This window comes from Rhodococcus sp. WWJCD1 (assembly GCF_002258735.1).
Taxonomy (GTDB): domain Bacteria; phylum Actinomycetota; class Actinomycetes; order Mycobacteriales; family Mycobacteriaceae; genus Rhodococcoides.
Genome location: NZ_NOXY01000032.1, coordinates 76,622 through 89,635, shown reverse-complemented (window position 1 = coordinate 89,635; position 13,014 = coordinate 76,622). Strand labels below are relative to the sequence as shown.

At 63.3% G+C, this 13,014-nt stretch carries 10 protein-coding genes; 6 read left to right on the top strand and 4 right to left on the bottom strand.

Going from position 1 to position 13,014, the window contains the following annotated elements; genetic code table 11:
- Positions 1-10 precede the first annotated feature (10 nt).
- Complete coding sequence (acnA, locus tag CH286_RS25535) at positions 11-2,623, bottom strand: aconitate hydratase AcnA (RefSeq protein WP_217902954.1); 2,613 nt, start codon at positions 2,621-2,623, stop codon at positions 11-13.
- A gap of 86 nt (positions 2,624-2,709) precedes the next feature.
- Here acnA and CH286_RS25530 point away from each other — a divergent pair, with 86 nt between their 5' ends.
- A complete protein-coding gene (locus CH286_RS25530; protein WP_094610739.1) occupies positions 2,710-3,387 on the top strand; it encodes a GntR family transcriptional regulator in 678 nt (225 codons plus the stop codon).
- A 14-nt stretch (positions 3,388-3,401) separates the two neighbouring features.
- Here the strand turns inward: CH286_RS25530 and CH286_RS25525 are convergent, their stop codons facing one another.
- From CH286_RS25525 to CH286_RS25515, 3 genes are read right to left on the bottom strand one after another with little or no spacing between them, the layout of a single operon-like run.
- Positions 3,402-4,388 (bottom strand): MBL fold metallo-hydrolase, encoded by a 987-nt coding sequence (locus tag CH286_RS25525; protein ID WP_217902953.1) that lies wholly within the window; start codon positions 4,386-4,388, stop codon positions 3,402-3,404.
- Between the two features lie 3 nt (positions 4,389-4,391).
- Positions 4,392-5,174 carry an enoyl-CoA hydratase/isomerase family protein gene (locus CH286_RS25520; RefSeq protein ID WP_094610738.1) on the bottom strand — a complete coding sequence of 261 codons (783 nt, stop codon included), beginning with the start codon at positions 5,172-5,174 and terminating at the stop codon, positions 4,392-4,394.
- A gap of 8 nt (positions 5,175-5,182) precedes the next feature.
- Positions 5,183-6,835: an AMP-binding protein gene (locus CH286_RS25515; protein ID WP_094610807.1), complete on the bottom strand. Its 1,653-nt coding sequence runs from the start codon at positions 6,833-6,835 to the stop codon at positions 5,183-5,185.
- Positions 6,836-6,997: 162 nt separating this feature from the next.
- Between CH286_RS25515 and CH286_RS25510 the strand changes: the two genes are divergently transcribed.
- The 5 genes from CH286_RS25510 to CH286_RS25490 all read left to right on the top strand — a co-directional run bounded on the left by CH286_RS25510 (position 6,998) and on the right by CH286_RS25490 (position 12,931).
- Positions 6,998-7,858 (top strand): helix-turn-helix transcriptional regulator, encoded by an 861-nt coding sequence (locus CH286_RS25510; RefSeq protein WP_094610737.1) that lies wholly within the window; start codon positions 6,998-7,000, stop codon positions 7,856-7,858.
- Positions 7,859-8,000: 142 nt separating this feature from the next.
- Positions 8,001-9,347: an MFS transporter gene (locus tag CH286_RS25505; RefSeq protein ID WP_176458348.1), complete on the top strand. Its 1,347-nt coding sequence runs from the start codon at positions 8,001-8,003 to the stop codon at positions 9,345-9,347.
- A gap of 48 nt (positions 9,348-9,395) precedes the next feature.
- The gene (locus tag CH286_RS25500) at positions 9,396-10,376 is read left to right on the top strand and encodes an NAD(P)H-dependent flavin oxidoreductase (protein WP_094610736.1); all 981 of its coding nucleotides are present in this window, start codon (positions 9,396-9,398) and stop codon (positions 10,374-10,376) included.
- Positions 10,377-10,420: 44 nt separating this feature from the next.
- Positions 10,421-11,644 carry an acetyl-CoA C-acyltransferase gene (locus tag CH286_RS25495; RefSeq protein ID WP_094610735.1) on the top strand — a complete coding sequence of 408 codons (1,224 nt, stop codon included), beginning with the start codon at positions 10,421-10,423 and terminating at the stop codon, positions 11,642-11,644.
- A 294-nt stretch (positions 11,645-11,938) separates the two neighbouring features.
- A complete protein-coding gene (locus tag CH286_RS25490; RefSeq protein WP_094610734.1) occupies positions 11,939-12,931 on the top strand; it encodes a hypothetical protein in 993 nt (330 codons plus the stop codon).
- Positions 12,932-13,014 lie beyond the last annotated feature (83 nt).

Below are 13,014 nucleotides of genomic sequence, written 5' to 3'. Positions count from 1 at the left end.
GAGTTCGCGACTAACCAGCAGCAGTACGGTCCAGAATCGCGGGAATGACGCCCCCGCGCCGCAGGAGTTGCTCGTCCTGTTCGGTCTCGGCCGCAACGACCGTGATGAACACCAGTTCGGTGCCGTCTCTGCGTAACAGAGTCACCGTCACCTCACGGGTATGGAGGTCGTGCGGTAGCGCGGCGACCCTAATACGGTCCCCGGGAACGCACAGTGCGAGCGCATCGGCGGCGTCGGATGGAACGATGAGTGGCAGGACACCGACTCCGATGAGGTTGGAGCGATGGATGCGCTCGAAACTGCGCGCGAGGACGGCGCGCACCCCGAGCAACCGGACGGCCTTCGCGGCCCAGTCGCGTGAGGAACCCATCCCGTAACGCTCGCCGGCGACGATGACCAGGGAGTTCCCGTCAGCGCTGTATCGTCGGGCTGCGGTCAGCAGCGGCATGACGTCGCCACTGGGGCTGTGCACGGTGTGCGCGATCGGCGCGTCGGGGGCCAGTGCGTTGCGGACGCTGCGGTTGTGAAATGCGCCGCGTACCATGAGCTCCCAATTTCCGCGACGCGATGCGAAGACGTTGAGGTCATCGCGGGAGACTCCCCGCTCGACCAGGTAATCCGCGGCGGAACTGTGTTTGGGTATGGCGCTGGCAGGGGAGATGTGGTCGGTGGTGATGTCGTCGCCGAGCACCAGCAACGGATAAGCGGTGAAGTCCCCCAGAACATTGTCCGCGAACTCCCGGTCGGCGAAGGGCGATGGACGCAGGGCCGTCGAGTCGGGATCCCAAGGAAACATTGGACCGGTCGGAGCCTCGATTGCGTCCCAGGCAGTGTTCGCCGACGCCGACGCGAAATCGTCGAGGACGTCCTGGGGTCGTCGTGCCGCAGCGAGGATGCGGTCGATCTCGGTGGCGTCAGGCCAGATATCCGACAGGTGAACCGGATTGCCCTCGGTGTCGACGCCCAGAGGCTCGGTGGTCAGATCGATCGAGGCGTCGCCGGCCAAGGCGTAGGCGATCACCAGTGGCGGCGACATCAGCAACCCCAACTCGAGATCGGGGTGCACCCGACCGGGGAAGTTGCGGTTGCCCGAGAGCACAGCGACCGGGGTACGGACGCCGGTGTCCACGGCGCGAGCAACGGCGTCTAGCAGGCCGCCGGAATTACCGATACACGTTGCGCAGCCGTAGCCGACGATGTCGAAACCGACTGCGGCGAGATCGTCGATCAGCTCTGCGCGGTCGAGAATGCTTGCGGCGGAGGGTGATCCGGGTGCCAGGGAGGTCTTGACCCACGACGGTGTGGTGAGTCCGCGCTGGCGTGCTCTTCTGGCCAACAGGCCGGCGGCTATCAGAAGTCGCGGATCGGAGGTGTTGGTGCAGCTGGTGATCGATGCAATGGCGACCGGGAAGTCCGGCAGAGGGCCGCCGTCGTTCGTCGGGGGCGCTCCATCCCGCGTTATGGCATCTCGTGCGGCCGAAAGCGGCATCAGGTCTTGTGGGCGGCGCGGTCCGGCGACGGAGGTCTCGATGAGCGAGAGATCGATGGTGATGGATCGGGTGTAGTCCGGAATTGCATCGGGGTCGAACCACAGCCCGGACCGCCGGACGACGGTATCGACAAGAAGGCAATGACGCTCGGTTCGTCCTGTGTCGGACAGGTATTCGAGAGCATGCTCGTCCACCGGGAAGTAGCCGGTGGTGGCACCGTACTCGGGTGCCATGTTCGCAACGACCGAGCGGTCTCCGACGGTCAACGACGACACCCCGGGCCCGTAGAACTCGACGAATTCACCCGTGACTCCGATCTCGCGCAGTCGGTGGGTCACCGTCAGGGCGAGGTCGGTCGCCATGACCCCGGGCGGCATGGTGCCGGTCAACCGGACGCCGACGACGTCGGGAATCTGCAGCGTGGTGGGCATGCCGAACATGACAGATTGGGCTTCGAGCCCTCCGATTCCCCAGGCCAAGACGCCGAGTCCGTTGATCATCGGGGTGTGAGAGTCGGTTCCGAGCATCATGTCCGGCACTGCCCAGTCGACACCGTGTCGATGTTCGACGGTGACCACTGTGGCGAGTTGTTCGAGATTGATCGTGTGCATGATGCCGGTGCCTGGCCGGCTGATGTGCACCGTCTTCATTGCCTTCGATGCCCAGGCGAGAAAGCGATAGCGCTCGCCGTTGCGACGCATGTCGTGGGCGAGATTGATGCCGGCGGCGTCGCCCTGCGCGAAGGCTTCCACGGCGAGGGAATGATCGACCGACACCTCGACGGGGAGGACCGGAGTCAGCGACGTCGGGTCACCGCCGCGGGCGGCCACGACGTCACGCATCGCGGCGATGTCCACCAGCGCCGGCGTGCTCGTGGTGTCGTGCATCATCAGACGGCCCGGCAGGAACGGGATTTCGGCGGTGCTGGAGCGGTTTTCGAGCCAGGACTGTAGGTCGCGAAGCGCACGTGCGCCGACCTCGGGTGATCCGGTCCGAAGGACGTTTTCGGCGAGCAGGCGTAGAACTACCGGCCACCTGCGGTAGACCTCCGTCCCGACCGTGGCTTCGACGTCGACGATGGTCAAAACTCGGCCGTCGTCATCGGTGATCGTCGCCGTCGAATAAGAGGTCATCATCTCACTATAGGTTATAACCTATAGCCTCAGTGTTAGAGTCCGAGTCGACGGTTGTTCACCTGTGCCGAGGGAAGGCCCGCAGAATGGTTTATCCCGATACCGCGTTCACCAAGACCGATTACGCGTACGCGCAGCTGCGGACTCAAATCCTCACCGGAGATCTCGAGGCGGGATCGGTCATCGGCCAGGCGAAATTGGCCGCAGAACTGGGGGTGAGCACGACACCGCTGCGAGAAGCGATCCGACGGCTCGCAGCGGAGGGAATGATTTCACTCGAAGCGCACCGCGACGCGCGGGTAACCCCGGTCTCCGCCGAGGAGGCTCGCCATCTCTACCAGGTCCGCGAGAGCCTCGACCCGCTCGCGACATCGTTGGCGGCGCAAAATCGAACGAACTCCGACATCTCGAACATCGAGCTCGCGCTCGGCAGGCTCGAGCCCATTACCGATGCGGGGGATCTCGACGCACTCCTGCGTCACCGTGAGTTCCATCGCGCCGTCTACCGAGCGTCCGCAAACCCGGTTCTGATCGACATTCTCGAGCGGCTGTGGGACAAGGCCGACCGCTACCGGCTCGTCGGCCTTCGGCACGGCGGAGATTCCACCCGTGATCGCGCACGGGTCGAAGCCGAGCACCGTGCGATCTACGAAGCCGTCGCCGCCGGAAATGCTGATGTTGCAGCGAAATCGATGACCGAGCACATCCGTCGCAGCCTCGGTAGGCGAGCAATCGTCGCGCTCGCAGACGTGCCCTCGCCGTGAGGTCCAGGACGGGTTCATGCCCGCGCGGCGACCGCTGGCCACTCACGCGGAAATGGCACCACGTCGAGTGCTCGTTGCGACACCGCTGTGTGCGCTGCTGCCGCGTGCAGGATCCCGGACCGTACGACGACGGCTTTGCTTCGAACCATAGATTCGACCAACTCGCTTGACAGCGATTCAGGGGAGGTACGCAGCAGGCGCGCAGCGTCTGTCAACCACATCCGTCGATTCAGGTACTCGTCGACGTCGGCGACGGTGATCCCGCCGCGAATCATCAACGCAAAAGCGAATATTCGGCGTATTCCGTACCAGACCGCACCGTCCGGATCGTCGACGAGGCGATCGGCCCGGCGTAGTGCGTTGTCGAACGCGGCGACGGGATCAACCGGAATGCAGCCGTGCGCAGGAATCACGGTCCGCGGCATCAGCTGCGCGAGTCTCCGGAGCGAGGATGCTGCCACTGCAGCGACGTCCGGTCCGTCCTGGGCCCGATCGACCCATCCGACGTCGTAGTCCGACAGTGCATCTCCCACGATCAGCACTCGCTCGTCCGGTTGCCACAGGGCGATATGTCCGGCGGTGTGACCGGGGGTGAGCACCACCTGCCAATCGGTATCGCCGAGGCGTAGGACGGTCTCGCCCGTCAGCGGCTCGTCCACGGTGTACGGCGCAACGGGCTGATCGAGGTATTCGGCGGAGCAGCATCCCGGGTCCCTGCGCGCGAGCGCGTCGGCATCCGGGACGCTGGCCGCAATACCTGCGCCCCTCGCCTGCAAGAGCCCGTTGGCCCCCACATGGTCGGAATGCCAATGTGTGTTCACCACGCGGTGCAGGTGCCGGGTGTGCTCCTGTACCAATGCGGCGGTGTCTTCTGCATGCGCGACGAACCCACTGTCGACGAGTGCGGGCGTCGCCCCGTCGATCAGCAGTAGGTTCGAGTCGGGGAACGGACGCTGGTGCCAGATCAGCCAGTCCGGCAGCAGGCCTTGATCATTCGCCACGACTCACCACTCGGCGGGCCTGCCCTTGAGCTGTTCCCAGTAGCGACGATGCGCGCGGCGGGACCCCTCGCTGGTCATGCCGGCCGCAAGTTCGGCTACGTCGAGTGGATCCGACAGTGCGGCGATATCGCGCAGAGCGGGTGCTTGCAGGGCGCGCTTGGTGTACGCGTAGTTGCCGATGCAGTCCTCGGGAGTCGATTCGGCAATGGTCACCGCCCGGTCGACAAGCTCGTCTGCCGCGGCCAGTTCGTGGACGAAACCCAAACGAAGCGCGTCGTCGGTTCCGTATATCTCTCCCTGCAGACACGCCCGTGACGCGACGGGCTCACCCCACGCGTAGGCGAGCATTCGGAGGTACACCGCGGGCATCGGGATTCCGATTGGGACCTCGTTGATTCCGAATTTGGCACCCTCGTTGACTGCCACTCGCCGGTCACACACAGCAGCGGTGATCAAACCGCCTGCGAACGCATGGCCGTTGACCGCTGCCACGGTGGGGCGCGGATAGGTGAAGAGCCGCATGTTCGTGGCGCGGTAGTCCTGGAACCAAGAGGCGACGGTGTCGGTGTCGCCCGCGAACAGAGGGAAGTGCTCACCGAGGTCGAGTCCTGCCGAGAACCGGGTGCCGGTGCCGGTCAATACGACGGGAGAGTCGGTGTGCTCGCGTTCGAGCTCGTCGAACGCGTCGTGCAGGTCGGCGAAGAATGCTCTGTTCTGTGCGTTGACGGGGTTGGTGTTCATGGTGACTACGGCAACGCGTCCACGTCGTTCGATGGTCCAGCTCATGTCGTTTCCTATCCGATTGCTGCAGTGTGGGGATCGGTAGTGGTGGCGATGCCGAGAATGTCGCGAGCACGCTCGCGCATCTCGGCCTTGCGAACTTTGCCGCTGACGGTCATGGGGAATTCCTCGACGCAGTGCACGAACCGAGGGATCTTGTACCTTGCGAGTTTGCCCGTGCAGAACGCGCGCAGGTCCTCGGCATCGATCGGTGCCGCACCGGCCCTCAGACGAAGCCACACCATCAGTTCCTCGCCAAACTTGTCGTCCGGAACTCCGATGACCTGGGCGTCGAGAATGTCGGGGTGGGTGTAGAGAAACTCCTCGATCTCTCGGGGATAGACGTTCTCCCCGCCGCGAATGACCAAGTCCTTGATACGCCCCGTGATAGAGACGAAGTGGTCGTCGTCCATCACAGCAAGGTCCCCGGTATGAATCCACCCGTCGGCGTCGATGGTTTCGGCTGTCTTGTCGGGTTGGTTCCAATAGCCCAGCATCACGGAGTAGCCCCGTACACAGAGCTCGCCGGGCTCGCCGCACGGCACCGTGTCGCCGCTGACCGGATCGATGATCCTAAGCTTCACGTGAGGGTGCGCGCGTCCGACCGTGGACACCCTGCGCTCGAGGGGATCGTCGGCCGCCGTCTGTGTCGACGCGGGTGAGGTTTCGGTCATGCCGTAGGCGATCGCGACTTCGGGCATCCATCGGCAGATCTGCTTCATGACCTCGACCGGGCACGGTGAGCCGGCCATGATGCCGGTTCGGATCGCAGAGAGATCGAAGGTATCGAACCCGGGTACCTCCAGCAGGGCTATGAACATGGTCGGCACGCCGTACAGGGAGGTGCACCGCTCCTGCTGACATGCCTTCAAGGTTGCGGTCGGATCGAACGCGGGAGCGGGGATGACGACGCACGCACCGTGCGCTATCGCGCCGAGATTGCCCATCACCATTCCGAAGCAATGGTAGAAGGGCACCGGCACGCAGATCCGGTCCTGCTCGGTATAGCCGACCATGTTGCCGACGAAGTATCCGTTGTTGAGGATATTGCGGTGAGAGAGCGTGACGCCTTTCGGGAATCCGGTTGTCCCCGAAGTGTATTGAATGTTGATGGGGTCGCTCGCGTCGAGAGCGCCTTGTCTGATCGCCAACAGCTGCGCCGGGAGGTGGCTTCCGTGTGTCAGGAGGTCCGCCCACTGATCCGTTCCGAAGTACACCACCTGTTCGAGGGCCGGGGACTTCGGTGCGGCCGAGGCGAGCATCGCGGCGTAGTCGGACGACTTGAACGACGGCAACGCGAACATCGTGCTGATGCCGGATTGGGACAGTACGTATTCGAGTTCATGGGTCCGGTAGGCGGGGTTGATCGCCACCAATATCGCACCCGCTTTGGCTGCGGCAATCTGCACGATCGTCCATTCAGGGCAGTTCGGTGCCCAGATGCCGACCCGATCGCCTGCCTGAACACCGAGATCGATCATCGCCGACGCCAGTGCATCGACATCGGAACCCAATGTTGCGTACGTCCAGCGGCGACCGGACTGCACATCCACCACAGCTTCTCGATCAGGGAAGGACGTCACGGTGCGGTCGAACGCGTCTCCGATGGTGTCGTCGAGCAGGGGCGTGTCGGTCGGTCCAGCGGCATAGCTCGGTTGCGTGGTCATGTGTGCTCCTCCGTTCACACGATCAAATGTGACCCAGAGAACTGCCATGCGGCACCCCCGAAGGGAGGTCTGCCGCCCGCACCCCCTTTCGGAGGTACAGGATTGCCCCACTGTGACCGTACTCACTACTGTCGGAAACAGAACCCCCGAGGAGGTGAACGAATGGACAGCCCGTTCGAGCCTGCACTGCCGATCGAGCGGCGGATTCTTGCCCGGTCGCTCGAACAACTCCGCCGTCAGGCAGGAATGGATATGGTCTTCGGGGGTCCGGTGCACCGGGGTGCAACGGCGATGGAGATCACCGATCTTGCCGGAGTGCGTACCCGGTCTGCCGTCAATCTCGTTGTGCGAAACGGCGAGGGTCTCGGCGGCAAAGCGCTACGGCTTGCGCGTCCGGTCTCGGTCGCAAACTACTTCTCCGCGCAGGGAATCACCCACGTCTACGACCACGCGGTGCGGCCGGAGGCAATCGAAACTCTCGCTGCGCTACCGATCGTCGTCGATCGCACTCCGCGCATCCTGGTATACCTCGCCGCTCGTACTCACGTGCCGCTGGGGGATCGATGGTTCGACAGCTTCACACCGTTGATCAGACGCATCGAGCGCGACATCGCCGTCGAAGACGAAGTCAATCGCCGGATGGCTCTTCTCAGGACCCGTGCTCAGCCGGACCAGGCGACCCTCAGTCGCGCCGATATGTTCGACATAGCGCAAGAGCTCACCAATCTTGCGGTCGCCGTCGATGACGCCACCTTGCGTATGCGATTAGAGGCCATCGGTAGCCGCTTCGCACCGATCTTGGTACCCGCCCCGTCCTCGACGCCCGCGGTGTCGTTGCGGCCTCGCGAAGTCGACGTCCTCACCGAGATCGCCCGCGGCTCCAGCAACAAGGACGTCGGGGAGACTCTGGGTCTGCTTCCCAACACCGTCAAGTCCTACCTCAAGAGTGCGATGCGCAAGCTTCACGCCGGCAACCGCATGCAGGCCGTGCTGATAGCCCGCGAGCGTGGTCTCATCCGCTGACACAAACTACCCCCGAAAGGGGTTACGAGAGAGCGCGACCCACTTTGGGGGGTTCTCGACGGATGTAATGACGCTCACACTTCTCCTCGTACACAGCCCGCCGGTCATCGGACTGCCAGGGCCCGTCGAGCAGGAGATTTTCATGTCCAGAATGATCGACCCGGTAGGCGTGCCCCCTGCCACCCCCATGCGCCGCGTCGCGATAGCGAGCTGCACCGGAACCACGATCGAGTTCTACGACTTCTTCATCTACGGCACGGCCGCGGCCCTGGTGTTCCCGAAAGTCTTCTTTCCTGCACTCGGCACTGCGGCCGGCACGGTCGCCTCTTTTGCGACCTTCGCGGTCGCGTTCATTGCACGCCCACTCGGCGCGGCTATATTCGGACATTTCGGTGACCGAATCGGCCGAAAGAAGACTCTGATCAGCACCCTGTTGCTGATGGGTATCGCCACCGTTCTCATCGGTTGTATCCCCAGCGCGTCCTCGATCGGGATCGCAGCACCGATCATTCTGGTTGTACTCCGCGTCGCGCAAGGTCTTGCGGTCGGTGGTGAGTGGGCCGGCGCAACCCTGTTGGCCACCGAGTACGCCCCGAAAGGGAAACGGGGGCTCTACGCGTTGTTCCCGCAACTCGGTCCATCGCTTGCTTTCGTCCTCTCCAGCGGAACCTTTCTGATCGTGAACCTGTTCGTCGGAGAGACCTCGAGTGCTTTCCTCGATTACGGCTGGCGAATCCCCTTCCTGGCCAGCGCACTTCTCGTCCTCATCGGGCTCTACGTCCGCTTGAAGGTCGAAGAAACCCCCATGTTTGCTCGCCAGGCTCCGCGCCAGGGATCGGCGACCGGGCCACTGATCGGGGTGTTCAAGAATCAACCGCGCGAACTGTTGCTCGCCGCGGGTGCGCTGTCGATGATGTTTGCCTTCTTCTACATCGGTACCGCCTACCTCACGTCATACGGCACCGCCACCCTTGGCCTGAGCCGCACCGCCGTCCTGTCTCTGGGGCTGCTCGCCGCTCTCGTATTCGCAGCTGCCACAGCGCTTGCGGCCACGTACTCGGATCGGGTCGGGCGTCGCAGGATGGTGTTGGGATCGTGCCTGCTGTCGATCCCTGGGGGCCTGTTGTTGTTCCCGCTCATCGACATCGGCTCACCCTTGGCGTTCTTCGCCGGTCTCACTCTGGCCTTGATCATCATGGGAATCTCCTACGGCCCCGCCGGTGCTCTGCTGCCGGAGATGTTCAAGACCGAGTATCGCTACACGGGTGCGGGCATGGCGTACGCCATCGCTGGCGTCGTCGGCGGCGGAACCGCCCCGACACTTGCTGCAGAGCTGGCCAGTCGATACGGCAGTCACGCTGTGGGATGGATGCTGACCGGCTTCGGCGTCTTGAGCCTGATCTGCGCGTCGTTTCTCCCCGAAACACGCCACCGCCCAATGGAACAGAGCGGAAACGAAGCAGCGCCTTCACGATCTGCACAGGTTTAGACCACACCCTTACTGCACAGAGGCCTGTGACGAGCCAAAGGAAAGTACTTGTTCGACAACGCATTCACCCGAACCTTCGGCATCGAGCACCCCATTGTCTGCGGTGGTATGACGGCAGTCGGCAACGCCGATCTGATCGGCGCTGTGGCAAATACCGGTGCCCTTGGATTCATCACCGCCCTGACTCAGCCTTCGCCGGAGGCCTTGGTCAAGGAAATTATGCGGTGCCGGGACATGACCGACCGGCCCTTCGGCGTCAACCTGACGATTTTGCCCACCATCACCCCCGTTCCGTACGACGAGTACCGGGACGCCATCATCGCCGCCGGGATCACCATCGTCGAAACCGCGGGCGGAAACCCGCAACCTCACCTACCAGCATTCAGAGCAGCCGGCATAAAGGTCATCCACAAAGCAGTCTCGGTTCGACACGCAATCAAAGCCGAACAAGTCGGCGTCGACGCCGTCAGCATCGACGGCTTCGAATGCGCTGGCCATCCAGGCGCAGACGACATACCCGGCCTCGTCCTCATCCCAGCTGCCGCCCATGCCTTGACAATTCCCATCATCGCAAGCGGCGGAATCGCGACCGGCTCGGGCCTCGTGGCCGCGCTCGCTCTGGGCGCTTCGGCAGTCAATATGGGAACGCGGTTCATGGCCACCACCGAAGCCCCGATCCACGACAACGTGAAAAACCAGATCGTTCGAAACACCGAACGTGACACGGTGCTCGTGTTTCGCGAATTCGACAACACAGCACGCGTGGCACGAAACGCTGTGTCCGAAAAAATTGCCGATATATCCAAACGTACCGGAGCAACTTTCGCGGACGTCGCAGCTCTGGCTAGCGGTGCACGCGGCCGCGAACAGGTATATGGCAACGGGAACATCGACGACGGGCTGTGGTGGGCCAGCCAAGCTCAAGGATTGATTCGTGAGGTCGCAAGCTGCGCAGAGGTAGTGCAAACAATTCTCGATGAGGCGCACAACATCATCGTCCAGACGCTCCCCGACCAGATCAGCCACTGACCCACCCACACGCAACAGCAGTCCACCTACGAAGGAACCGAACTATGACCAACACCGTCCTGGTGGCCGGGGCTCGTACTCCGATAGGCAAGCTCGCGGGTGCGTTGTCTTCGCTGAGCGCCGTCGACCTCGGTGCGCACGCAATCCGAAGCGCCCTGGGTAAAGCCAAAATCGATGCGTCCATGGTCGATGCAGTCATCATGGGCAACGTCGTGCAGGCGGGCGTCGGTCCGAATCCCGCCCGACTGGCCGCAGCTGTTGCGGGTATCCCGTTGTCCAGTCCGGCCGTCACGATCAACAACCTGTGCTTGTCCGGGCTGCAGGCGATCATCGACGCGAACCGACTCATCGAGTCGGGCGATGCAGACATCGTCGTCGCGGGCGGCATGGAGTCCATGACCAATGCACCGTATCTCGCGCGCGGTGCACGCACCGGATTCCGTTACGGTAGTGCATGTCTCGATGACGCGCTCGATCGCGACGCCCTTACCTGCGGGTTCGACGAGGTCTCCATGGGTGAAGCTACCGACCGCTACATGCAAGGCACCGATCTCGATCGTGCGAATCAGGACTCCTTCGCCGTTCGGTCACACACGCTCGCTGCCACAGCCACGAAGAACGGATCTTTCGGCGACGAGATCGTGCCAGTCGAGATCAAGTCCCGACGCGGTCCGACAACCGTCACTGACGACGAGGGCATCCGCGGCGGAACCACAGTTGAAGCGCTGAGCACGCTTCGACCCGCATTCCTGAAGGACGGAGTCATCACCGCTGGTTCTTCGTCGCAGCTGTCCGACGGCGCGGCCGCGGTCGTGTTGATGAGCAAAACCAAGGCTCAGAAGCTCGGGATCGATTCGCTCGCTGAGCTCGGTGCGTCTGCATTCGTCGCAGGCCCCGACACCTCGCTGCTTTATCAGCCCGCACAGGCGATCACCAAGGCCCTCCAAAAAGACGGCCTGAAGATCGGTGACTTGGATCAGGTGGAAATCAATGAAGCGTTCGCAGGCGTCGTCCTCGCTTCGGTGCGACAGCTAGGACTCGACATGAATCGAGTAAACATCAATGGCGGGGCGATCGCACTCGGACACCCTGTCGGGATGTCCGGTGCACGACTCGCTTTGTCGCTGGCCCACTCACTGAATCGTCGCGGTGGAGGCACCGGCGCTGCCGCCTTGTGCGGCGGCGGGGGGCAGGGGAACGCGCTACTGGTCCGCGCGCCAACGGACGGCGCGCGCCACGTATCCTCTGCGAGCCTGGGGGTTTACTGAAGATCTCAACGTCGCGGTCGGCATGCATCCACGGCTGAAATGCTGGGCGTCAACCCTTCTTGACGGTGCGATAACTGCACTCGGCGGCCTACCACATCCCGGCGTAAGGCGTCCCCCGCCGCACCGTCAATTTCTACTGACGGTGCGGTAACTGCTGCCGAGGCGATTGGCAGACTTCGCATCCCGATGGGTTCTGGTCAGGATCGTTGTAGTCGTCCGCTCCGGGTGTCCCGATCCGCCTGTGTCGGCCCAGGCCGGTACCGTCGCGCAGGTGGCACCGAGCCAGAGCACCGCGTGAGCGGGTACCGCTACCAGTGGGCGCTGTTCGCCGACTGGTGCGCTGCCGCCGACGTCGAGCCCCTACCCGCGACGCCAACCACATTGGCGGAGTTTCTCGACGGGAACCCTGCTGGCGAGACGGTGCAGTTGCGACGGGTCTCCGCCATCAACCACGTCCACCTCGATGCCGGCCACCCCGCGCCGGGTCGCGCGACTTCGCTCCGGTTGGCATTGGATTCTGCCCGCAGCGCAAGAACCACCAGATGCGCCGTGCAGTATCAGGTGATCGCGGCCGGACTACCGACCGATGGATCGACGGCGGCATTGTTCGGACGCCGTGACGCCGTACTACTTCTCTTGGCCGGAGCTGGTCTGTCGCACAGGGCGATTGCATCTCTAGACCGCGGCGAGATCACCATCGACGGGGAGAGTGTCTGGATCAGCGGCCACCACCGCATTCGTATCAACGCCCACGGCGTCACCGACTTCAAGCCGGTCGAAGTGTGGGAGCGGTGGCGCACGGTCTTGCAGTTTTCCGACCGATACCCCTCGACAACTCTGCTCGCAGAGCATTTGCAGGACAACAGGTTTCCCGAAATGTCTGCGTGGCCGATCCGATCGGGCCCGATCGCGGTCCCGATCGATCGATGGGGGCACATGCCCCTACCCGTCGCCGCGATGACTGCCGCCGAAATCGGATCGGTACTTGCCATGCACCGCGCCGGGAACGCACCGCTACACAACTCGCGCCTCCATCGCGTCGTCACCTCGCAGAATCGCTGGGACACCGAACAACCCCAGGTCGTCGACCCTACCGAGTTGGAGCGCTCAGTCGAGTTGGAGCGCTCAGTGGAACTCGATCCCGGGTACTACCGCTCAGGCGTCGATGCACGACGCCGCGCACATACCGCTTTGGCCGGCGTTCCCGACATGGTCGACGACGTCGAAGACCGTATCGAAATGCTCCTACAGCGCACACTCGACCTACTCGGTAACGAAACACTCTGAAAACCCTGGATGTCCGCGTAGGGATGAAGGCGAGCAACAACACTACCTATCGTCAAGAAAAGTTGACGACCACCTGATCCCGA

Coding starts and splice junctions, on each gene's coding strand:
- acnA (WP_217902954.1), bottom strand. CDS start 2,623: ATGACCTCTTATTCGACGGCGACGATCACCGATGACGACGGCCGAGTT.
- CH286_RS25530 (WP_094610739.1), top strand. CDS start 2,710: ATGGTTTATCCCGATACCGCGTTCACCAAGACCGATTACGCGTACGCG.
- CH286_RS25520 (WP_094610738.1), bottom strand. CDS start 5,174: ATGAGCTGGACCATCGAACGACGTGGACGCGTTGCCGTAGTCACCATG.
- CH286_RS25515 (WP_094610807.1), bottom strand. CDS start 6,835: ATGACCACGCAACCGAGCTATGCCGCTGGACCGACCGACACGCCCCTG.
- CH286_RS25510 (WP_094610737.1), top strand. CDS start 6,998: ATGGACAGCCCGTTCGAGCCTGCACTGCCGATCGAGCGGCGGATTCTT.
- CH286_RS25505 (WP_176458348.1), top strand. CDS start 8,001: ATGTCCAGAATGATCGACCCGGTAGGCGTGCCCCCTGCCACCCCCATG.
- CH286_RS25495 (WP_094610735.1), top strand. CDS start 10,421: ATGACCAACACCGTCCTGGTGGCCGGGGCTCGTACTCCGATAGGCAAG.